The sequence below is a fragment of the Microcoleus sp. AT3-D2 genome (genome assembly GCF_036705715.1).
GTDB lineage: Bacteria > Cyanobacteriota > Cyanobacteriia > Cyanobacteriales > Microcoleaceae > Microcoleus.
The window spans coordinates 1-22074 of record NZ_JAUBVE010000057.1 but is presented as its reverse complement, the minus strand read 5'-3'; the positions used below and the strand labels follow the sequence as shown (position 1 = coordinate 22074).

The window sequence follows — 22074 nt, the reverse complement described above, 5'->3', positions numbered from 1 at the left end:
AATTTCAACAAGTCTTGCTACAGTCCTCAATCTTATACCAATCGTTAAAAGTCGCAGAAGCCCGAACCGGACTTAGCCTGGGCTGTGTCCCCACAGATATCGCGTAGAATGTCGATCGCCCGAAATTTCCCCCGCATTCAACCAACCAATGTCCCAAACTTGTCCCGCAGCCGACTAAACTAGAAATAGCAGCAAAAATTACAGTTATTGTTTACTTCCTTTTACCAACCATGAGTCAAACCTTGGAAAACCTCACCGCAATCGATGACAAGCTATCCAAACGCCACCTCGACCTCGATCCGGGCGGCTACTTCATCATCTATCTCGATCGCGAAACCAGCTTAATTTGTGCCAAACATTTCACCAACATCATCGACGATAGAGGCCTCGCAGTCGATCCCGAAACTGGTAAACCAATCCCCGCCCGTGGCAAAGTAGAACGCACCCAATCCACACTTTTTACCGGCAGAACCGCCAAAGAACTTTGTGTCAAAATTCTAGAAGAAACCCGCCCCAGCCCGGTGACAATGTTAGATCACGCGGCTTATCTGGGACGGGAATTTGTACGGGCAGAAATTGCATTGTTGAGCGATCGAGAATACGTTCAAGATTAGTGCAGCCCTGCCTTAATTTCTGGACAAAACCACAACCGATCGAATTAATCAGCACCCGATCACGAAAAACCTTGATACCAGAAATAAGTCACCATCGGAATTACTGTCGCCAACACCAACAGCACAACCACAACAACTGTGGCATTGCCTTGGTCTGTTTCTTCAGCTTTTTTAAACGTGCCTTCAACTTGAATGTTGTCAACAACTTCAGGAGGACCCGGATCGGGTTCGCCCGACAAAACAGTTGCAATGCGCGTACTTGCAGCCGAAAAGGCCTCGTTGTATTTATTCGCTTCCCGCAGCGGCACTTGCACGGTTTCCCCAGCCACACTCTGGGCAATTTCATCGGTTAGCAGGGATTTCACCCCTTCCCCGGTGCGAATTGCCGCGCTGTTGGTAACAGTGTCGAGAACGAGTAAAATTTGATTAGTCTGGTCTTCTTTTGCGGGAAACCACTGTTCAAACAGTTGGTCGGTGAAAGTGGCAGCCGTTTCACCGTAGTCTAAGCGGTGGAAGGTGACAAACCTGACTTGTTTCCCTGTTTTGTTTTCCAGGTTGTCGAGCACGCTGCTGATATTGCTTTCGCTGCTGCGGCTGAGCACGTCGCCTTTGTCGAACACCCAAGTTCGATCGCCCGCCGACAACACCGGTATTTCGTAAACGCCAGTCGCCAATGCCGGCAATACCGCCATCTGGGATGCGATTAGGGTGATCGCGATCGCCGCCGCCAAAGGTTGGAGATATTTTCTCCAGCTAAATAATTGCTTCAGGAGTCTAGTCATGAGGTTAACCGTAAAACTGACTTTTTTCCAAAAATACTATAGAAACCCCCGTAAAATTCATTTTATGCAGGGCAATATTTACAATTAGCTCACCAGTGGAACTCCCTGCCCGATTATTTTAGGATTCTAACTATGGAACCAGCAGACACTTATAAAGGTTGGATTATTCAATCCCAGAAAGTCTTCTACGTCGAGGTTTGGGATAGCCGCGGCAACCGCCACGTCGCCGTCCAAAATGCCAAGACTGAGGAGGAAGCTTTGGAATTGGCCAAAAAGTGGATAGACAAATATGAGTCAAAACCCGGAAGAATGCCGATCGACGTACCCCATCCTTTCGGAGACATGATCGATATGCCATTTTAAGTCAGTTGACTGTTGACTGTTGACTGTTAGTATCACAGCTTGTAGGGTGCTCTACTAGAGAAAAAACCTCTTCAAATCGAGCAATTATGGCAACTGACGCATCTGAATAATATGCCAGTTGCGTCCAAGAGTGCGTTTTTCCTGAAATACAATTACGAAATTCCTCGCAATTTCCGCGTATTTTCCACTAAACTTCGAGCAAATTCGTCGAACCTTTCCGACAGTTTTTCATCCAACAATTTACCATCAGGACTAAAAGCTTTCCAAGCTTGTCCGATCGCAATTTGTTCGGGAATTACCCAAGCGTGCACCCATCTCAAAATCACGCGCAAATCGTTGAGTGCGTTGTTGTTAACTTGCCCTCCCAAAACGCTAATCCCACCCGCAACTTTCCCGTCCAAATGCTCAAAACTCATCAAATCCAGGGCATTCTTGAGAGCACCGCTGACGCTACCGTGATACTCCGGCGTTGCCAAAATCAAGCCGTCGGCTTGCTTAACCGCATTCTGCAGCTTTTCCACATCCGGGTAATCGATATAATCATTCTCACCATTGCAGAATGGCAGATTGAGCGATCGCAAATCGAATATTTCAACTTCCGCGCCCAGGGCCTCGGCCCGTTCTGCTGCCACCTTCAACGCTAACTGGCTGTAGGAGCCAGCCCGCAAACTTCCACCAATGCCGACAATTTTTACCATAAAGCTTAAAAACAATAACTGCTTTACTAAAACGTACTCATTACGAGTATGATTAACATAGCAAGTTCGATCGGCAACTGTCAATCGATTTTAGATTTGAGATTTACGGAGGGGGCCGAGAAACGGGGTTTTTTGAGCAAAATCCTTAGTTATAGCCCGCAGATTAGGTAAAAAACCCGGTTTCTTGAGGAGCCGTGGATTCAAAACCCCCCTCTTGAGGGGCGTTTCTTAAGATGGCGGCGAGAGATAAACCCATCCAACACCCGCCATCTTGTTAAAATAAATGAACGTAGCAAACCAAAAGCGGTCAATCTTGGCACTCTTCAACCTTGGGCAAAGCAATATGAAAAATTCTTGGAAACACGCATGGCTGGGGCATCTAGCTGTAAACAAAGACAAGTCGAGCCAGAATCCTAAAAAATCAATTCCAGGACGGAATCTTTGGCGCATCCTGGGCAGTTTGGTGATTTCTCAAGGAATATTGCTCTCGACCCCGGTGTTTGCCGAGAGTGCGCCAAACACCATGAGTTACAGCCAACTGATCGAAAACATAGAAAAAGGGCAAGTCAGTAGAGTAGAAGTAGACGAAACTCAAAAAATTGCCAAGGTTAGGCTAAAAAATCAAAAAAGCGATCAAACCCAATCAGTTAGTCTGTTCGACTACAACAACCGAGAACTGTACTCGCAAATCCGCGCCAAAAAGATTGACTTTGAAGTCAAACAAACAGCCGACAACGCCGCCGCAGTCAGTTTAGTAGTAAACTTGCTAGTGATTTTTGCAGTGTTGGCAGTGTTGATGGCAATCCTGCGCCGATCGACTCAATCTCAAGGAAATGCCATGAACTTCGGCAAATCCAGAGCTCGTTTCCAAATGGAAGCGAAAACCGGCGTGATGTTCGACGACGTAGCAGGCATCGAAGAAGCTAAAGAAGAACTGCAAGAAGTCGTAACCTTCCTCAAAAAACCCGAACGCTTCAACGCCATCGGCGCCAAAATTCCCAGAGGAGTTCTGTTAATCGGGCCTCCCGGAACCGGCAAAACAATGCTGGCAAAAGCCATCGCAGGCGAAGCAGCCGTCCCCTTCTTCAGCATCTCCGGTTCCGAATTTGTCGAAATGTTTGTCGGAGTTGGCGCATCCCGCGTCCGCGACTTGTTCAAGAAAGCTAAAGAAAATGCCCCCTGCATCGTCTTCATCGACGAAATAGACGCCGTAGGAAGGCAGCGCGGCGCTGGTATCGGCGGCGGCAACGACGAACGCGAACAAACTCTCAACCAGTTGCTGACAGAAATGGACGGCTTTGAGGGTAACAGCGGCGTGATTGTGATTGCAGCTACTAACCGGCCCGACGTGCTCGATACCGCCCTGCTGCGGCCCGGCAGGTTCGATCGACAAGTAACGGTAGATTTACCCAGTTACAAAGGGCGTTTGGGGATTTTGCAAGTTCACGCGCGCAACAAAAAACTCGACCCAGAAGTTGCCCTAGATACGATCGCCCGCCGCACTCCCGGCTTTTCCGGCGCCGACTTGGCAAACTTGCTCAATGAAGCAGCTATTCTCACAGCGAGGCGTCGCAAAGACACGATTACTAACTTAGAAGTTCACGACGCGATCGACCGGATCACGATCGGGCTTACGCTCAACCCGCTGCTGGACAGCAAGAAAAAGTGGATGACAGCATACCACGAAGTCGGACACGCCCTAGTCGCGACCATGCTCAAAAATGCCGACCCGGTGGAAAAAGTAACAATTATTCCGCGTTCCGGCGGGGTCGAAGGCTTTACTAGCTTTGTGCTCGACGACGAAATGCTCGACAGCGAAGGTTTGAGAAGTCGGGCTTTGCTGTTAAACCGAATTAAAGTAGCTTTGGGGGGACGGGCGGCGGAGGCCGAAATTTATGGCGATGCTGAAATCGACACCGGTGCCGGTAGTGATCTCAGAAAAGTTAGCAGTCTCGCGAGGGAGATGGTAACGCTTTATGGAATGTCGGATTTGGGGCCTGTGGCTTTGGAAAGTCCGAACAATGAGGTCTTTTTGGGTCAGAGCTGGAATTCGCGATCGGAGTATTCCGAAGACATGGCAATCAAGATCGATCGGCAAGTCCGGGAAATTGCCTTTGACTGCTACGAAGAAGCTCGCCGAATAATCCGCGAAAACCGCGCTTTGGTAGACAAACTTGTCGAAGCGCTGTTGGAGGAAGAAACGATCGACGGCGACGAATTCCGCCAAATTGTCGCTCGCTACACCGAGTTGACAAAAAAAGAGTTGGCACCCACCTAAAGAGTCATTAGTCCTTGGTCATTAGTCATTAGTTATTCAATTTTGTAGTGAGGACTTTATTCCTCATTCTCGAAAAAATCAGGACTTTAGTCCTTACTACAAACCAATAAAAATGACTCCTAACTAATGACTAATGACTACTAACTAATGACCAATTAAGATTGTTGGGAGTACATTTCCCGCAATACCAAAGCCGGGTCTACCCAGCGGCCGCCGTACTTCAATCCCCAGTGCAAGTGAGGCCCACTGGTGCGGCCGGTCATCCCAACTCTGGCAATTCTCGCACCCGCAGGCACTGTTTGACCTTGCCAAATTTGCAAGGTACCTTCGCGATCGGTATAATAACGCCCTCCATTAGCCGTTAGCACTCGGCCTCTAAGGTGACAGTAGATGTGTTCCCAATTTCCCGATCGCACCACCATACCAGTGCCGCACCGGCCATCTTCCCAAACTTCCACAATTTGCCCGCCCCACCAATTGCGGATATAGCTGCCTTCCGGGGCGGCCAAGTCCAACCCGTAATGAAAATCCCCGCCACGGGGGCCGAAGGCGGAAGTGTATGTTTCAAAGTTTTCGACTGGAAAAGAAGCTTCTTGCCACAAATTACCCGTCGCTACTCTGGTTGGTAAGCCTGACTGAGCTTTGACCACCTGCTGCTGCAAATAAGGGCTGATCAACACAATGCCGATCGAAAGTGCCAGCAGCAGCATCTGTCTGAGACGAAAAAAGCGTTTTGCCGTCAGCGGGCCTCTAGAGTCTTGCAGGATTTTTTTCACGGCTCAAAGTTAAATGTGTGTGGGAGTTTGCGTTGTCTGTTAGGCTCTCATCTTGCACCAATGTCAATAAAGCTTTCAGGGGCGGGCTTTCCGGCCCGTTCCACAAAAAAATCATTCTTTGTGGAACGGGCCGGAAAGCCCGTTTCTGAGGTGCAAGATGTAAGTTAGGCCAATTCGCTGCAAGATTGGCTTTGAGCTCTACCCGCGATCGCGAATCAGTTTAATAACAACGTGTATCTTACTCCATCCAAAACCGGTGTCAAGGCTTCCGGGTAAATGTCCAGGGGTGATAAAAAAAATTGGCCGAGGAATTCGTGCTGCGGTTGAATTCGATCGAGCTTTTGCTTGACACTATAGTTAAGTTCGGGGATTTTGGATAACATCCAAAATCTCAAATTCATCACAAACATCAAGCAATGCTTACTGAAATTTTTCCCTTTAGTTTTGCGATAGATGCAACTGCGATCGCCGGTGCGTCCTTGTGGTCTTTGGCCCTATACTGGGGCCTGTCGCCCCTCACAGAATGGGTAATCCTGCAACTCAACCGCTGGATGAATTTTGCCGAGAGATCCCTCTACACCTCGGAAGCCGAGTTTGAAAGAACCCGCCAAGCCAGAGAAGCTCAAAATGCGTTTTACGCTTCGCTGTTGAGCATTGTACCCTTTTTGATTGCGGGCGGATTGTGTAATTGGGGCGTAGAATTTTCTCTGGGTACTGGTTGGGCGGTATCTATGGGTACGATCGCCTGTATTGGTGGCGGCGTGTACGAACTCGGCCGCCGTGACGGTCAATCTTAGGCGATTTTAGATTTTGGATTTTGGATTGGGATTGCTCAAGAGATTCGGAGATTTGCCAGCCTCTAGAATGGATGATAATCTCAAATCCAAAACTCCAAGTCTCAAATAACTTTGACATTATAATGTTGATGGATTTGTGACAGATATTTTTTTTGATGAACCGCAGAGGGCGCAGAGGACACAGAGAAAGAGAAGAAAAGAGAAAGGAATAGAAGAGAATAGATGGTGTTCATATTTCTTCTAAGGCTTGCTATACAGGTGGTTCAACAAAATTAGCAATGTATTTCAACCGTAATTTGACTCAGGATGTTTGCCTAAAAGCCGCAGTTGCCGTTCAGTAGCGGTAGCGATAATTTCGGGGTTAAACTGCCACGGCCAAGGCGAAAATTTCTGCGCGATATTGCGGTGGGAATAATGCACTTGCAGTAAGTAGCGAGTTCCATCTGTTGTCGTATTTTTGCCGCCGGAATGCCAAATTTCACTGCGGAAAAACAGCACATCTCCTGCTTTGCACAACACTGGTTCTGGGGAGTGTCCGTTCCAAGTTTCTTCCCCGCGATCGGGTCTTCGACCAGATTTGTGACTACCAGGAATAATGTAGGTAGGACAGAGGTTTTCTGGGATGTCGCTGAGATAGAAATGGGCTGTACAAATCCAAACTGGTAGTTGAAAAGTGCGATCTGCAAACACGCTTTCGGGCACGGGTACAAACACCTGATCGACGTGGACGCGCCAACCATCATAACCGGGTCCGCTTTTCCACGCAGTCATGCCGATAATATGGCAATCGCTGCCCATTAATGCTTCGGCTAATTCAATTATACCCGGTCGATCGGCATAGGAAAGCCACAGGCGATCGCGATTAAAAACGCACTTAAAATGCTGGTTCAATTCACTCCAACTGCTACCATCGAGTCCGAAGGGTTGCAGGCGATCGAGTGCTTCCTTGGTTTGCGCCACTTCCGACGGACTGAGTACACCAGGAATCAGCGCAAAACCATCTTCGCGCACCGCTTCTACCGCCCCCGCTGTATCGAAAAGATCGCAAGTCTTTTGCCGATAGCTGAAAACTTCGCTTAACGTGCTTGCGTTCATAATTCAAAAAGTAAAATTATTAACTGTTATTAAATTAACACTTATTCTGCTCGATACTTGCATACTATGAAACCAGCCACCCGGTTTCTTGGTACATCAGGACTTACACAAAATTTAATTATGTAGGACACGCACTGCTCACATTATGTCTGATTTGGGGATAAATCAAATGAAATACGAACCAGAACCAACATCATTAAATCAAGCCCGCGCCGCCTTCCAAAAAATTTGGGGATACGACGACTTTCGACCACCCCAAGGAGAAATCGTCGGCAGTTTATTAGCGGGAAAAGATACACTTATAATTATGCCAACAGGTGGCGGCAAATCAATCTGCTTTCAACTGCCAGCTTTGTTACAAACAGGCTTAACGTTGGTAGTTTCGCCGTTAGTCGCACTGATGGAAAATCAAGTGCAAGAATTGCGCGATCGCAATCTTCCCGCTTCCCTCCTCCACAGTCAATTGCCAACAGCGCAGCGCCGACAAACTATGCAGTCGCTGCAACAAAATAAATTAAGATTGCTGTACCTGTCTCCCGAAACATTACTCAGCAAACCTGTTTGGGAAATTATCAGTCAGCCGCACATCCAAATCAACGGTTTAATATTAGATGAAGCTCACTGTTTAGTACAGTGGGGTGATACTTTTCGACCAGCTTACCGCCGCTTGGGAACAGTGCGGCCGGCTTTGTTGAAAGCTAAACCAGCAAATAGTAAAATTGCGATCGCAGCTTTTACCGCTACCGCCAACCCGGAAGCACAGCAGACAATCAAAAATGTCTTGCAACTGCAAAAACCCGAAGCATTTCTGCTAAGTCCCTACCGTTCTAATCTGCACCTGCAAGTGCAAACAGTCTGGACGCCGAGAGGACGCAAACAGCAATTATTAAATTTTATTAAAGCTCGACACAAACAAGCAGGTTTAGTCTATGTCCGCACTAGAAAAGATAGCGAAAATTTGGCGGATTTGTTGGAAGCAGCAGGTTATGAAACAGCAGCATATCATGCAGGTTTAAGTCCAGAATCACGACGAAAAATAGAAACAGCTTGGCTGAACAATGAGCTAAAATTCGTGACTTGTACCTCAGCATTCGGTATGGGAATTAATAAGCCCGATGTCCGATGGGTTGTTCACTTTCAAGCACCTTTGCTATTATCGGAATACATTCAGGAAATTGGTAGAGGCGGACGCGACGGCAAATCGGCGATCGCCCTGACATTGATTAGCGAACCGACGGGTTTGCTTTATCCCGAAGATAAACAAAGAAAGGAATTTTTTCAAGATAAATTGCGATCGCAATACCGAGAAGCTCAGCAATTAGCAAAAAAACTGCCAGTTAAAGGCGATATAGAAGCTGTTTCCCGTGAATTTCCCGAAAGCGCGATCGCCCTTTCAATCTTGCACAGCAGCGGACAATTAAGATGGCACGATCCTTTTAATTATGCGATCGACAAATCCGCACAGCAAAAAGCGGAAAAATCAAATTTTACCGCCGCTGAGGAAATGGCTAAATATCTCAAACATCGCAAGTGTAGGTGGCAATTTTTGCTGCAAGCTTTTGGGTTTGCCAAGGAAGCTACATCAATGCGCTGCGGCCACTGCGACAATTGTCGATAGAATAGACGATTATACTCAAACAACTTAACCACTCCGACCAAAGAAACCGGGTTTTTTACCCAGTCGGCGGGCAGAAACGAAGTATTGCTGTGAAAAAAACCGGTTTCTCGCTACCCGTGCGATCGCGAACTAACTCACAGATGTTATGATTAAGATATTTGCTTTACACACTTGGCAAAAAATAGTAAAAAGTAAATGATAGAAACAGACACTGCGGCACAGATTTACACAGTAGAAAATACAGAGGAATTCGATCGCAGTAATGTCAATCAGCGATTAGATATTTGGCTGTCAAACCAGATACCGGACTTATCTCGATCGCGAATCCAAACCCTCATATCACAAGGTAACGTCAAAGTCAACGACGAAACCTGCACCTCGAAAAAAATATTAGTAAAAACGGGCGATCGCATCCACCTCACTTTACCCGAAACCCAGCCCACTTCCTTGCAGCCCGAATCAATTCCCCTCGACATTCTCTACGAAGACGACAGCCTAATTATCATCAACAAACCAGCGGGATTAGTCGTCCACCCAGCCGCCGGACACCAAGACGGTACATTAGTCAACGCCCTCTTAGCCCACTGTCCCCTAGCAGAAATAGGCGGAGTTCAGCGGCCGGGAATCGTGCACAGATTAGACAAAGATACGACAGGTGCGATCGCGATCGCCAAAACCGACATTGCCCACCAACATCTGCAAGCCCAACTCAAAACCAAAACCGCCCGCCGCGAATATTTAGGCATAGTTTACGGCACTCCCAGCACCGAAACAGGCACAATAGACCTACCCATCGGGCGGCATCCCACAGACCGCAAAAAAATGGCGGTAGTACCAGTAGAAAAAGGCGGTCGCCCCGCAGTTACTCACTGGACAATCAAAGAAAGAATCGGCAACTATTGCTTAATGCACTATCAATTAGAAACCGGCCGCACCCATCAAATTCGCGTGCATACAGCCGAAATAAAACATCCGATTGTCGGCGATCCGATGTACAGTTCCAACCGTTCTATCGGCGTTAATTTAACAGGACAAGCCCTCCACGCATGGCGGCTGACATTGCAGCATCCCGTAACAGGAAAATTAATAGAGGCGATCGCACCTTTACCAGAGCAATTCAACACCCTGCTAAAAATATTGCGCCTGCGCTCTCACACTTGATATCTTGGGCAGTTAAAACTGCTAAAGTCCTTACTATAAACATTTTTTGCCATTCCTTTTTTCTTCATTTAACTTCTTGCCTAAATCTTTGATGCAAGAGGGAAACCGCATCCCGATCTGACCCGCAATATAGCTAAAACCAATGGCGGAATGAAACTAAGAATTTATCTTCATGGTGCTCAGTATTTCAGCGTTTCCTTGACTCCGAGTTTGCTTGGCTGAAAGATAGAAACCATTCGACAGAATTTATGGAATACTGTGTAATACTCTTCCCCACTATCAAGATCCTGCCAAAATCTTTGGTTGTGCATTGCTTCTCTTGCATAATAGCCAAATGTGTACAGTGCAATTTCCTTTTTCAGTATACCAGACATAATCATAAAGTAAATCTCTTCTAAAAAGCAGATAAATACCTCTTTTTCCTGTTTTGTGACTGATATGCTGCTAGAGCTATTTTGCAAAAGCTCACAGACTTTCTGGATTGACTCGTTCTCATCGAATCTTTTGCTCATCTCATGAAACTTCTCATATCTACGTATCCTATTGAGATCTACGAACTCAAGAATGCCTTTCACAAAAGCTAGAATTCCTATTAGTCCACCAATAATTTCAATAAAGTTTTTCATCATGATTATATATCAAGTAGGAAGAGATGATAATTATTCCCTACTATACTGCAATACTCTGGACAGTTTTGGAAACGAGACTACAAGCTTACGCGGGGCAAGGATCATAAATAAAGTCAAATTAAATTCAACGAGCGGGGTGGAGCTGACATTGATTTAATATCCACAGTGGGTCAAAGTCAAGCGAGAATAAGCCATTGGACTATATAAAAACTGTCCTGACTATTGATACTGATGCTCGACAAAAAAGTTATGGTGAAGTTTATCAGTATTTATACTCATCGCAAAAGTGACACATTCCCGAAACCGCAGATGAAAGTAGATGCACGCAGATATATTTAAAGATAGTTTGCGAAGGCATGCAATTCAAGTCTAATATTTCTCCATTAAATCCCGTACATTGCTAATTGGCGAAATTCTTCCCAAAAAATTATGAGTCCCGAGTTTTGGATTCCAAGTTTAGCAAAAAACTCAAACCTCAAAACTCAAGACTCAAAACTCTCTCAGCCTAAAAGCCGATCGATTCACTTGATCGCCCGACACAAATAATCGCATCAGGGCAGCATCAATTACCGGCGACGGGGAACCATCGTGTCGATATTGATATTAGCTAGAGGCACGCGCTGCGGCGGAGTAGCAGGCATGGGCATATTGCGCGCCATACCCAAATAGTTCGACGGATCGCCAGCCTTCGGTTGCTTCTCTTGAGGAACAAAACGGCGCACGCCAGTCTGCCAGATGATTTGCGGGAAGCCAAGCTGCGAACGGTGGTACTCACCGTAGCGGGGCGTCTTCAAGTTGAAAGGAGTTTCCCCTCCAACTCGCTGAGGCAAAATTCGGCGCTGCTGGTAAGGTACTGTATCGTAGCCGAACTTATCCAGGTACTCTTCGCTATTGACCAACTCGTCAATAAAGCCTTGAGGCCCCTTATTGGCTACTACGATCGACCAAGCAATCTTTTCGCGCTCGCTGTAAACATCCCGGCCCAAAATGCGCTGTACGCACATTTCCACAAATCGGTAGTTGCTGTTAGTTTGATAATTCCGCTCCAAGAAAGGAGAAGAAGTCGCCAAACCACGAATAAAGTCCCGCACAGTAATTTGGCCGAACTTGAGTTGCGACTCCAAAGACTTTTGGCGGTTGCTCTTGAGGATTTGGTGTTCGCTGTAAATCTGGCGATATCCAGCCCAAATCAAATTTTCCATGTCTCCAGACGAGAGCACATTTTCAGTTGTGAAAATTCTCGGCTGCTCGTCGCTCCCCACTTCAAAACCAGCAACGCGCTGGTTTTGGCTGTTGGGGGCGTAGCTTAATAAAGGAAGCGCCACGTTAAAATCTCCGTTATCTCAAATTTCAGAAATAGTTGACACCGTGAGCTGCCAGCAAAACGGATACAACTAACCAACATACAGATTAGGGGATTCCCGCAATCTAAATCTGATTTTCCTGAATTTTTGCAACAATCTGTAACATTTGTTGACTGTTGTCAGTGGGCAGTTGGCAGTGGGCAGTTGGCAGATTTTAGTCAACCGTAAACAGTCAACCGTAAACAGTCAACTGTTCACAGTCAAATAAATTACCAGCCCAGAGCCGAATAAAACTCGCTGGCGGCCACTTGAGAGCCTGCAGCTTCTGATGTTGCATCCGAGTCTGGTTGCACCCGAATTTCGGTACAAAAAGTCGATGTGCTGAAACCGCCAAAGCGCTTTACGGTACTCGTCCGCATCCGCACGTTCGGATTAGCAAACCAGAAACGCTCGATCGAACTCATCGTCTCGTATTCCGTAATCAGCAGCAGCCCATCCTCATCATCCATCTCAAAACGGCCAGCCACCGGCACAATTTCCGCATAGCCCCGTTCGCGCAACATTAAACCCTGCCGCGGATTTTCAGGATCGGGGACGATCGCGAACACCGTAGACCCTTTATGATTCTCATCATCCTTATCCCACGCCATCGAGCCGTGCCAAGTCACAAAAGCCCCCCCAGCAGCCCGGATCGGATCTACTTCGTGCATCTTGCAAATCTCGGCGACTCTCGCGTCATCCGCACCCAGCGCCGTTACCTGAATATTTGAATCCCCAATCTCCGCTTGGCGGAAAGCGAGGTGGTGAGTGCTGCGCTGAGAACGCCACTCCCCAGCACTGCTTTGAAAAAACTCCATGGCATCCATACGAACTAGCTCCTTTGGCTTAGGCTTCCCTGTCTTTACGCCTTTTTATGATAAAGCTCCCCCCACTTAGATGTACTTTTGCTACACAAATTAGTCTCAAAATGTCTACTTTGGACATATTGTCAAGCGAATGTTATGATAGTTTACAATATTAGGAGACACAACAAATCCTGCGAAACGTCATTCCGATCAATTTCGCATCAATCTCAGCAAACTGGAGGAGCGATTTATGGATATGCCTACAACCAGCCTCAGCATGGAACAGCAGTTCAAACTTCAAGTGCTGCGCGAAGAAGTCAAAAGGTTAAGCCAAGACCAAGCTCAGGAATACTTGCTCGAAGTTATGCGGCAAAACATGGTAAAAGAAAACCTGTTAAAGCATTGGATGAAGAATATGTGAACTCTTCGAGCATTTCTTCACAAAAATCAGTGGCTTGTATCTGCAAAAACTGCGATCGAGCTTTTAATCATAAAACCCAGAATCCCGCTTTCTCCAAGAAAGCGGGATTCTAAATTCAGAAAAGTTTTATGCAGTTTTTTTTGTCGCTAGCATACTCAGCAAATTAAATGTTTTTAGTCTCAAGCGAGAGAGACGATAGTTTGTGTAGCGACAGGCTTCAGCCTGTAGGGGACTCAACCAAAACGGCCGCTCACATAATCTAAAGTAGACTCTTCCTTTGGACTTTGGAAAATTATCTCAGTCTTGTCACACTCCACAAGATAGCCAAACCGCTTCCCATCGTCAGAAAGTTTAGCATTAAAAAAAGCAGTCAGGTCAGAAACCCGAGAAGCCTGCTGCATATTGTGAGTAACGATCACAATCGTATACTTCTCCTTGAGTTCCCGCATCAACTCCTCAATCTTAATCGTAGAAATCGGGTCAAGAGAAGCGCAAGGTTCATCCATTAACACTATATCAGGATTAATCGCGATCGCCCTAGCAATACACAAACGCTGCTGCTGGCCACCCGAAAGAGAAAAACCGCTTTGCTTCAACTTATCCTTCACCTCATCCCACAAATAAGCTTGGCTGAGCGATTTTTCCACCAGCTCATCCATATCCCCCTTATAATTGTTCACCCTCGCACCGTAAGCAATATTGTCATAAATCGACTTCGGGAAAGGATTCGGCTTTTGAAACACCATCCCAATCTTGCGGCGCACCTCCACAGCATCAATATCAGGATCGTAAAGATTTTGACCCTTGTAATCAATTCTACCCTCTAAACGAAAACCGCTCACTAAATCGTTGAGGCGGTTAAAACATCGGAGAATTGTACTTTTACCGCAGCCAGACGGCCCAATCAAGGCAGTAATGCGATTTTTAGGAATCTCCATTGAAACATTTTTAACCGCGTGAAAAGCGCCGTAAAAAATATTGATATTTTCTGTCCGTAAAACTGTTTCCGTTTGCTGGTCTAAATCCATCATCATACAGCTAACTATCCAATCGAATTTTACAAAATAAGCAGAAGACGAGAGTGGGAAAATTGGAGATAAGGAAAATCTTCCTTCTTCCTTCTTTTTACCCGTTCGCCAAGTCGAAGAATCTTCTTCCTTCAATAAACTTTTTGGCGAGTAGCCCAGCGAGAAAGAATACTCGTCAGCAAAACCATAAGCACCAAAATCAAAGATGCCGCCCAGGCCAATTCTTTCTGTGCCTTAAAAGGAACCGTTGCAAAGTTGTACACCAAAACCGAAAGACTCGGAGTTGGCTTATCAAATCCTGCCGGCCAAAAAGGCGAATTGAGCGCCGTGAAAATCAAAGGAGCCGTTTCTCCAGCAGCGCGAGCAATTGCCAGAGTCACACCCGTTAAAATAGCCGGAATTGCTGCAGGCAAAACCACCTGCAACACCGTCTGATAATTAGAAGCACCCACACCAACCGACGCCCATCTAATATCTTGCGGGACGATTTGTAGAGCTTCGTCAGTAGTCCGCACAATCGTGGGCAACATCAGCACAGCCAATGCCGCACCCCCTGCAATTGCCGAAAAACCTCCCATATTTACCACGAACAAACCGTAGGCAAATACCCCGGCAATAATCGAAGGAACGCCGCTGAGGACATTAGTAGCAAAGCGTACCCAGCGAGCTACTTGGCCGCTGCTGAACTCCGACAAATAAACTGCTGCCAATACACCAAAAGGAACAGCAATTAAAGAAGCAATTCCCACCGTCATCAATGTACCGAGAATTGCATTAGCAATACCGCCTCCCGATAGTCCGGGCGGCGGTGGCAGCTTGGTAAACAAGTCTAAATTCAGGCGATTGAAACCTTGTACGGTGACATAGGAAAGAACTGCAAACAAAGGCAGCAGAGTGATGGCCAGACTAGCTCCAGCCAGTACAGTCATTGCCAGATTAAACAGCGCTTGCTGGCTGTTTTTAACCTTCTTCAAACTGCCTGTTTTCGATACGAAAGGATTCTCATCGGAGACGCTATTTGACATAAACTAAAACTATGTAGGAAATTGCGACAAACTTCTAGTTGTACTTCGCTCTTACTTGAGAAACAATCCACTCTGCCAAAATATTAACAATCAGTGTCATAATAAACAGAATTAGCCCAGTGTACATCAGAGCTGCTACTTGCAATCCCGAAGCTTCCGCAAACTGATTTGCCATCAGAGAAGCAATAGTATTTGCCGGAGCTAGCACAGAAAGACTTAACTGATTGGAATTGCCAATTAACAGAGTTGCGGCCATTGTTTCTCCCATCGCGCGACCGAGCCCAAGCATAATTCCGCCGACAATGCCGGAAAAAGCCGCCGGTACGAGCACTCTAAAAATTGTTGTCCAGCGAGTAGCTCCTAAACCGAGAGATGCTTGCCGCAATTCGGGGGGGAGACTTGCCAAAGAGTCGCGGGAGATAGCAGTAATAATGGGCAAAGTCATGATTCCCAATATTAATCCGGCTGGTAACATTCCCGGGCCCACTGGCGGGGTGCTAAAAATCGGCAGCCATCCCAAAGTGCCGTTGAGAAACTTGCCCAGACTGGTAATAATGGGAATCAATACAGCAATTCCCCACAAACCGTAGACTACGCTGGGAATGGCAGCTAAAAGTTCTACTAAAAAAACCAAAGCTGTACGCACTGGCAGTGGCAAAAAATCTTCACTCAGGAAGATGGCAGTCCCTACTCCTAATGGTACTGCAATTAGGAGCGCGATCGCCGAACTGACGATCGTCCCGTAAATCATCGGCAGCGCACCGTACTCTTCTTTAACCGGATTCCAGCTACTGCTAAACAGAAATCCCAAACCGTACTCTTGAATCGCAGGTAAAGCCCTGTAACCAACGGTGAGGGCGATTAGCAGCAAAATTACACCTACTCCTATGCCCAAAATCCGCGTGAGCCAGATAAAGCCTTGATCTAAGGATTTTTCTGCCCCAGAGCGCGATCGACTCTCTGATTGAGCGCTGTTAGTATCTGAAATCATAGAAAAAAAACCAAATATATAGTAGCGGAAAATAGTCTGTTTCGGAAAAAGCTAGAAGGAAGTAGAAACAAAAACCGTAAATCAAATCCCAGAAGGGCGGGTTGATTAATTCCCTGACTTTTTAACAAATATTTCTGGTAAAACCTGACCCTTGTATTTTGAAAGAGGTAAATGGCGATTTACCGTTGGGTGGGGCGGGTTTATCAGATTATTGATTTTAGGCAATTATTGTCGGTGAACCCGCCCCTACAGAAATATCTCTCTTCCTTCTTCCTTTTTTCCCTCTGCCAACTGTCAACTAACAACTGCCAAATGTCAACTGCCAACTGACTTCAATTACTATTTGGCAACCTCAATCTTGTAGTCTGGGCTGATGCCGTCAGCTGCCGCGGCTACTTTTTCTCTAACGTTTTGGGGCAGAGGAACGTAGCCCAATTCGGAACTAACTTTTTGACCTTGATTCAAGCCGTATTCAATCATAGCCTCGATTGATTTGGCTTTGTTGGGGTCAGCAACTGTTTTGGGGACGAGCAGCCAAGTGTAGCTAACAATAGGATAGGATTCTGCCCCTTCCGGATCGGGAATGAACGCCCGGAGATTTTCCGGTAGTACCACTGCTTCAAGGGTTTTGGCCCCCGCTGCGTCGTTGTAGACTACAAAATTGCCGGCTTTATTTTCCAGGGCCGCAAACTTGATATTGTTGTTTTTGGCGTAGCCGTACTCAATGTAGCCAAGGGCGCCAACGGTTTGTTGAATAGAAGCTGTCACACCTTCATTCCCCTTGCCACCAATCTTACCGGCAGAAGGCCACTCTACTGTCTTGCCTTCCCCTACTTTTTCTTTCCATTCTGGACTGATGGCGCTGAGGTGTTTTGTGAATACGTCTGTCGTACCGCTGCCGTCAGAACGGTGTACAACTGTGATATTTTGGTCTGGCAGCTTAGCGCCTGGGTTAGCAGCAGCAATTCTGGGATCGTTCCACTTGGTGATGTTTCCCAAGAAAATATCTGTGTAAACATCTCTTGGCAACTTCAGTTCGGGTACGTCTGGCAGGTTGTAGGCGAGGACGATGCTGCCAGCCGACATCGGCAGCATGAGCAGGCCTTTGTCCGCTGGCACCTTCCCAATTTCCTCGTCACTCATGGCGGTGTCGCTGGCTCCAAAGTCTACCGTACCTTTGGTAAACTGTTCGACTCCGGCGCCGCTGCCCACTGACTGATAGTTGATCTGTAATTTGGGATTGGTTGTGTTGAAATCTTGAAACCAGCGCTGGTACAGGGGTGCTGGGAATGACGCGCCGGCACCCGTGAGGGCTACGTCTGAGGCTAGGGCGAGTTTGGTGTTTGGTGCTGTGCCGGTGGCTGCAACGGGTGATGCTGCGGTGTCGCCAGGGCTAGGGCTGCTGACTGTGTTTGTGGTCTCGCTGCGGCAAGCTGCTACACTGAGGGCGATCGCCATAGCGGAAATTGCAGTAGTCAAACGCTTTGAATTAATCACGTTGAGACGAAAAAGCATAGGTATAAAAAATCTGCGATCGTTATATGGGTGTCCCGCATCAGCATAGCGCGCAAAAGTAAAGGTTAGGTTAAGAATCTTTACACTTAATGGCAATTTAATATTAATTAATATTATTAATTGATGAGCTTGACAATTGTGATTGTATAAGATAAAGGCCAGATAAATTGGTACGGAAACAAGCATTCGATGCCCGATCGCGAAAAATTCCCCATTAAATTATCACAATATCCAGGCTTGAGAACCAGAAAACCATACAATGGTGGTTATTTTGACAGTAGTGCTAGTATTAAGAATTTAAAAGCTGCGGGCATTGAAGCTTGCATCTGACAAATGCCTTCTGCCTTATACCTTCTGACGAATGCCGTTTGATGATAATGCCTGCTCCTATTGAATTAATCTGGGCTGTTATTGGTTTGCTCCTGACGATAGGAGGCACTTTTTTGCCTGCATCTGTCACAATTCCGATTGGGTTGTGGGACGATCGAGGACTTCAGGCGTACTCTTTAGGTGTTACCTATCAAATTGGAGCCGTCTTGCTAGTAGGCTGCATGGGGGGGAAAAATGCTGCGGCTCTCTCGCAAATTGCTTATTTGGCATTAGGATTAACTTTGTGGCCAGTTTTTTCTCAAGGCGGCGGCATCGGCTATCTCAAAGAAGCGAGTTTTGGGTATTTGCTGGGTTTTGTGCCTGGTGCTTGGGTGTGCGGCTGGGTGGCTTTTAAGGTGGCTTCGCGGCTGGAATCTATGGCTTTTAGCTGTTTGTGCGGTTTGTTCACTGTTCACGCGATCGGCTTAATTTATCTAATTTTTACTTATTGGCTACCTCCGGCTAAAAAAACACCTTTATTCGATGAGATTCTTAAATATTCGGTTTATCCCCTGCCAGGGCAATTGGCGGTAGTTTGTGCGATCGCAGTGCTGTCATTTACTTTGCGCCGCTTGATGTTTTATTAATTGGGGAATTGGGAATTGGGAATTGGGAATTGGTAATAGGGGATTGGTTGTTGTGTCAAATAAGGTTATACTATACATTGCCCAACGAGAGAGTCATCGCGCTGCGGCTGGGATTGCTTTCCTGCACTGCATTCTGCTCATAATGACACGTGAGATTGGAGTAAATTCTCTCATGCCCGATGCCCCATTTTCTATTGCTTAATTCATGCGTTTTAAAAGAAATCCTTTGTTCTGGGTGGCTGCTGTTATCAGTTTAGTTTTAGACCACCTGACTAAGTTTTGGGTGGTACAAAATTTTGACTTGACGGTTCCTCCGCAGACACAGCCGCTGTTACCTGGGGTGTTTCACTTCACTTATGTTGTTAATACTGGTGCCGCTTTTAGTCTTTTCAGCAATGGCGGGGCGATTTGGTTGCGGTGGCTGTCTTTGGCCGTTAGTGTCGGATTGATTGTGCTGGCTTGGTTCGGGCCGCGAATTAACCGCTGGGAACAAGCTGGCTACGGTTTGATTTTGGGGGGAGCACTGGGGAATGGAATCGATCGATTTGTTTCGGGCCATGTTGTAGATTTTATCGATTTTCGGCTGATTCGGTTCCCGGTATTTAATCTAGCCGATGTGTTTATTAATGCTGGGATTATCTGTTTGCTGATTGCAACTTTTCACAGTGTACCGCCGACTCCAAGAAGTCAGGACGATCGCAATTCTATTTCAGACTAACTTTCAACAAGTCAATCAATTTTAGATTTTAAATTTTAGATTTTAGATTAACCCACGCACGGGTTGTACCGTTCTCAGGTTTATCGGATGCCGATCTTTTTTTGGCTGATCCACTGATGAATCCGGCTTAAGGTTAGAGTCACTTATGAGCTATAATTAGATTTTTTATTGCTAAGGCTAAACTTGCGCGCGATCAAAAGCAATTTGGTCACAAACCCCCGGATTTATCCGTGGAGAAATTCCCTAATCTAAAATCTAAAATCTAAAATCTAAAATCGGATGACTCCTAATCCCTTTGCTCAAGAACGCTTACTATTTGCCCCAGCAACTCCCGATGCTGATGCTATCCCGACTATTTTTGCTTTTCCCAACGAGTACACGGTGGGTATTACCAGTCTCGGCTATCAGATAGTGTGGGCAACTTTGGCTGTGCGATCGGATATTGAAGTGGGCCGTTTATTTACTGATATCCGCGAACAACTTCCCCAACATCCAGAATTACTGGGATTTTCGCTTTCTTGGGAACTAGACTATGTAAATATTCTCAATTTATTGGAATCTCTAGAAATTCCGATTTGGGCGTCAAAACGAACTGATAATCATCCGCTCGTCTTCGGCGGTGGCCCGGTTTTTACGGCGAATCCAGAACCTTTTGCCGATTTTTTTGATGTGATTTTGCTGGGAGATGGCGAACATCTCATAGACAATTTTATTGATGCTTGTAAAGAAGTCCGTACCGCCGATAGACAAACTAAATTGCGGCATTTAGCCCAAGTTCCAGGAGTTTACATCCCCAGTTTGTACGAAGTAACTTATCTGGATGCGACTGAGGGGATTAAATCGATTCATCCTGTCGATTCGGAAATTCCCAGTATGGTTGAAAAACAGACTTATCGCGGCAATACTTTATCTGCTTCCACCGTGGTGACAGAAAAAGCGGCTTGGGAAAATATTTACATGGTGGAAGTGGTTCGGAGTTGTCCAGAAATGTGCCGTTTTTGTTTGGCAAGTTATCTGACTTTGCCGTTTAGAACTGCGAGTTTGGAGGCTTCGCTAATTCCGGCGATCGATCGCGGTTTAGCTGTGACTAATCGTTTGGGTTTGTTGGGTGCTTCGGTCACTCAGCACCCGGAATTTGAAGCGTTGCTGGATCATTTGAATCATCCGAAATACGACGGCGTGCGGTTGAGTCTTTCTTCGGTAAGGACGAATACGGTGACAGTTAAATTGGCAGAAATATTGACAAACAGAGACAGTAAATCTGTGACAATTGCGGTGGAAAGCGGGAGCGATCGCATCCGCAAAATCGTTAACAAAAAACTCACAAATGACGAAATTATTCAAGCTGCTATCAATGCTAAGGCGGGCGGCTTAAAGGGAATTAAACTTTACGGGATGGCGGGAATTCCCGGCGAAGAAATGGAGGATTTAGAGGAGACGGTGGCGATGATGCGGGCGATTAGAAAAGCTGTTCCCGGCTTGCGGTTGACTCTGGGATGCAGCACTTTTGTCCCGAAATCTCACACTCCTTTTCAGTGGTTTGGAGTGAATAAAGATGCGGAGAAGAGGCTGAAGTTTTTAGATAAAGAATTGCGGAAGTTAGGTTTAGAATTTCGACCTGAAAGCTATAACTGGTCTGTGATTCAGGGTTTGTTGTCAAAGGGCGATCGGCGGTTGTCTCGGCTGTTGGAATTAGTGCGGCATTACGGCGATACTTTGGGCAGTTATCGACGGGCTTTTAAGGAGTTGCGGGGACAGTTGCCGGAGATGGATTTTTATGTTTTTCAAGAGTGGGAATTGGATCGGGTTTTGCCTTGGAGTCATTTAAAAGGGCCGCTACCGGAGGCGACTTTGAAAAAACATTTGGCTGAGGCGATGAGTCATACAACACGACAGCAAAATCAAGAATGTGAGAATTCACTAAGTCGCGTTTAGTAAAAAGGAGAAATGGAAAAATGACGACTGGTTTGAAAACTCCTAGTAGCTACTATATTGAGATAATTACAACTTTTCCACCGCCTCCAATTACTTGTGAATCTGAGTTAATCGCTACACAAAATCGGATGGATTCTATTGTGAGTCGGAGCAATCTCACGCAGGACGATCGGGATTACTTAAACGTGTTGGGTACTCTTGTTTATGATTACGAACAAAAACATGAGCCAATGCCAGTCTTGAAAGGTATCGCACTACTGAAAGCATTGATGGTTGAGGACAATATTCAAGAAAAAGATTTGGTTGATATTTTTGAATCCGAGTCTTGGGTATCTGAGATGATGGATGGAAAGCGGGAACTGACGGCGAGTCAAATTCAAAAATTAGCTAAGTTTTTCCATCTTTCCCCTGTGGCATTTCTTGAGTATAATTAATTGCCAGTATACAGGCAGGGCTATTTCATTCTAAACAGCTTCTTCAAAACGTCTAGACCATAGCCCGCGAGCCGTTGTGCCTGTGCCATAT

At 46.2% G+C, this 22074-nt stretch carries 23 protein-coding genes; 11 read left to right on the top strand and 12 right to left on the bottom strand.

What is annotated here, in order from left to right; genetic code table 11:
* Nucleotides 1–230: 230 nt before the first annotated feature.
* Complete coding sequence (locus QUB44_RS21260; protein ID WP_333370522.1) at nucleotides 231–614, top strand: DUF4346 domain-containing protein; 384 nt, start codon at nucleotides 231–233, stop codon at nucleotides 612–614.
* Between the two features lie 59 nt (nucleotides 615–673).
* On the opposite strand, the gene psb32 is transcribed toward QUB44_RS21260, so the two are convergent.
* The gene (gene psb32 / locus QUB44_RS21255) at nucleotides 674–1396 is read right to left on the bottom strand and encodes a photosystem II repair protein Psb32 (protein ID WP_333370520.1); all 723 of its coding nucleotides are present in this window, start codon (nucleotides 1394–1396) and stop codon (nucleotides 674–676) included.
* Nucleotides 1397–1528: 132 nt separating this feature from the next.
* Here psb32 and QUB44_RS21250 point away from each other — a divergent pair, with 132 nt between their 5' ends.
* Complete coding sequence (locus tag QUB44_RS21250; protein WP_006635545.1) at nucleotides 1529–1759, top strand: hypothetical protein; 231 nt, start codon at nucleotides 1529–1531, stop codon at nucleotides 1757–1759.
* Nucleotides 1760–1911: 152 nt separating this feature from the next.
* Here QUB44_RS21250 and QUB44_RS21245 read toward each other — a convergent pair whose 3' ends face one another.
* Nucleotides 1912–2457 (bottom strand): NADPH-dependent FMN reductase, encoded by a 546-nt coding sequence (locus tag QUB44_RS21245; RefSeq protein WP_333370558.1) that lies wholly within the window; start codon nucleotides 2455–2457, stop codon nucleotides 1912–1914.
* 343 nt (nucleotides 2458–2800) lie between these two features.
* Here QUB44_RS21245 and ftsH point away from each other — a divergent pair, with 343 nt between their 5' ends.
* Entirely contained in the window at nucleotides 2801–4735 is a 1935-nt protein-coding gene (gene ftsH, locus QUB44_RS21240) for an ATP-dependent zinc metalloprotease FtsH (RefSeq protein WP_333370518.1), read from the top strand.
* Nucleotides 4736–4890: 155 nt separating this feature from the next.
* On the opposite strand, the gene QUB44_RS21235 is transcribed toward ftsH, so the two are convergent.
* Nucleotides 4891–5445 carry a M23 family metallopeptidase gene (locus QUB44_RS21235; protein ID WP_333370556.1) on the bottom strand — a complete coding sequence of 185 codons (555 nt, stop codon included), beginning with the start codon at nucleotides 5443–5445 and terminating at the stop codon, nucleotides 4891–4893.
* A 281-nt stretch (nucleotides 5446–5726) separates the two neighbouring features.
* Nucleotides 5727–5894, bottom strand: coding sequence for a hypothetical protein (locus tag QUB44_RS21230; protein ID WP_333370516.1), 168 nt, complete (start codon nucleotides 5892–5894; stop codon nucleotides 5727–5729).
* 33 nt (nucleotides 5895–5927) lie between these two features.
* On the opposite strand from QUB44_RS21230, the gene QUB44_RS21225 reads away from it, so the two are divergent.
* Nucleotides 5928–6308 (top strand): hypothetical protein, encoded by a 381-nt coding sequence (locus QUB44_RS21225; protein WP_190657649.1) that lies wholly within the window; start codon nucleotides 5928–5930, stop codon nucleotides 6306–6308.
* Nucleotides 6309–6593: 285 nt separating this feature from the next.
* Here QUB44_RS21225 and QUB44_RS21220 read toward each other — a convergent pair whose 3' ends face one another.
* The gene (locus QUB44_RS21220; RefSeq protein WP_333370514.1) at nucleotides 6594–7403 is read right to left on the bottom strand and encodes a phytanoyl-CoA dioxygenase family protein; all 810 of its coding nucleotides are present in this window, start codon (nucleotides 7401–7403) and stop codon (nucleotides 6594–6596) included.
* Nucleotides 7404–7572: 169 nt separating this feature from the next.
* Between QUB44_RS21220 and QUB44_RS21215 the strand changes: the two genes are divergently transcribed.
* Both QUB44_RS21215 and QUB44_RS21210 read left to right on the top strand, forming a co-directional pair.
* Nucleotides 7573–9021 carry a RecQ family ATP-dependent DNA helicase gene (locus tag QUB44_RS21215; protein ID WP_333370512.1) on the top strand — a complete coding sequence of 483 codons (1449 nt, stop codon included), beginning with the start codon at nucleotides 7573–7575 and terminating at the stop codon, nucleotides 9019–9021.
* A 195-nt stretch (nucleotides 9022–9216) separates the two neighbouring features.
* Nucleotides 9217–10182, top strand: coding sequence for an RluA family pseudouridine synthase (locus tag QUB44_RS21210; protein ID WP_333370510.1), 966 nt, complete (start codon nucleotides 9217–9219; stop codon nucleotides 10180–10182).
* A 179-nt stretch (nucleotides 10183–10361) separates the two neighbouring features.
* Here QUB44_RS21210 and QUB44_RS21205 read toward each other — a convergent pair whose 3' ends face one another.
* From QUB44_RS21205 to QUB44_RS21195, 3 genes are all read right to left on the bottom strand, one after another.
* On the bottom strand, nucleotides 10362–10811 hold the full coding sequence (locus QUB44_RS21205; protein ID WP_333370508.1) for a hypothetical protein: 450 nt from the start codon (nucleotides 10809–10811) through the stop codon (nucleotides 10362–10364).
* A 566-nt stretch (nucleotides 10812–11377) separates the two neighbouring features.
* Nucleotides 11378–12136, bottom strand: a complete 759-nt coding sequence (locus tag QUB44_RS21200) for a phycobilisome rod-core linker polypeptide (RefSeq protein ID WP_333370506.1) — start codon at nucleotides 12134–12136, stop codon at nucleotides 11378–11380.
* 248 nt (nucleotides 12137–12384) lie between these two features.
* Nucleotides 12385–12981 (bottom strand): phycobiliprotein lyase, encoded by a 597-nt coding sequence (locus QUB44_RS21195; RefSeq protein ID WP_333370504.1) that lies wholly within the window; start codon nucleotides 12979–12981, stop codon nucleotides 12385–12387.
* Between the two features lie 229 nt (nucleotides 12982–13210).
* On the opposite strand from QUB44_RS21195, the gene QUB44_RS21190 reads away from it, so the two are divergent.
* Complete coding sequence (locus QUB44_RS21190) at nucleotides 13211–13381, top strand: NblA/ycf18 family protein (RefSeq protein ID WP_242716365.1); 171 nt, start codon at nucleotides 13211–13213, stop codon at nucleotides 13379–13381.
* 233 nt (nucleotides 13382–13614) lie between these two features.
* Here the strand turns inward: QUB44_RS21190 and pstB are convergent, their stop codons facing one another.
* The 4 genes from pstB to pstS form a co-directional block, all read right to left on the bottom strand.
* Nucleotides 13615–14415 (bottom strand): phosphate ABC transporter ATP-binding protein PstB, encoded by an 801-nt coding sequence (gene pstB, locus QUB44_RS21185; RefSeq protein ID WP_333370554.1) that lies wholly within the window; start codon nucleotides 14413–14415, stop codon nucleotides 13615–13617.
* 125 nt (nucleotides 14416–14540) lie between these two features.
* Nucleotides 14541–15434 carry a phosphate ABC transporter permease PstA gene (pstA, locus tag QUB44_RS21180; protein WP_333370502.1) on the bottom strand — a complete coding sequence of 298 codons (894 nt, stop codon included), beginning with the start codon at nucleotides 15432–15434 and terminating at the stop codon, nucleotides 14541–14543.
* 34 nt (nucleotides 15435–15468) lie between these two features.
* On the bottom strand, nucleotides 15469–16425 hold the full coding sequence (pstC, locus tag QUB44_RS21175) for a phosphate ABC transporter permease subunit PstC (RefSeq protein WP_333370500.1): 957 nt from the start codon (nucleotides 16423–16425) through the stop codon (nucleotides 15469–15471).
* A gap of 339 nt (nucleotides 16426–16764) precedes the next feature.
* Entirely contained in the window at nucleotides 16765–17940 is a 1176-nt protein-coding gene (gene pstS / locus QUB44_RS21170; RefSeq protein ID WP_333370498.1) for a phosphate ABC transporter substrate-binding protein PstS, read from the bottom strand.
* A 377-nt stretch (nucleotides 17941–18317) separates the two neighbouring features.
* Here pstS and QUB44_RS21165 point away from each other — a divergent pair, with 377 nt between their 5' ends.
* The 4 genes from QUB44_RS21165 (at nucleotide 18318) to QUB44_RS21150 (ending at nucleotide 21983) form a co-directional block, all read left to right on the top strand.
* Nucleotides 18318–18896 carry a biotin transporter BioY gene (locus tag QUB44_RS21165; RefSeq protein WP_006635529.1) on the top strand — a complete coding sequence of 193 codons (579 nt, stop codon included), beginning with the start codon at nucleotides 18318–18320 and terminating at the stop codon, nucleotides 18894–18896.
* 205 nt (nucleotides 18897–19101) lie between these two features.
* Nucleotides 19102–19614: a signal peptidase II gene (gene lspA / locus QUB44_RS21160; RefSeq protein ID WP_333370496.1), complete on the top strand. Its 513-nt coding sequence runs from the start codon at nucleotides 19102–19104 to the stop codon at nucleotides 19612–19614.
* A gap of 279 nt (nucleotides 19615–19893) precedes the next feature.
* A complete protein-coding gene (locus QUB44_RS21155) occupies nucleotides 19894–21549 on the top strand; it encodes a radical SAM protein (RefSeq protein ID WP_333370494.1) in 1656 nt (551 codons plus the stop codon).
* Nucleotides 21550–21569: 20 nt separating this feature from the next.
* Nucleotides 21570–21983, top strand: coding sequence for a transcriptional regulator (locus QUB44_RS21150; protein ID WP_333370492.1), 414 nt, complete (start codon nucleotides 21570–21572; stop codon nucleotides 21981–21983).
* The last annotated feature ends 91 nt before the right edge of the window (nucleotides 21984–22074 follow it).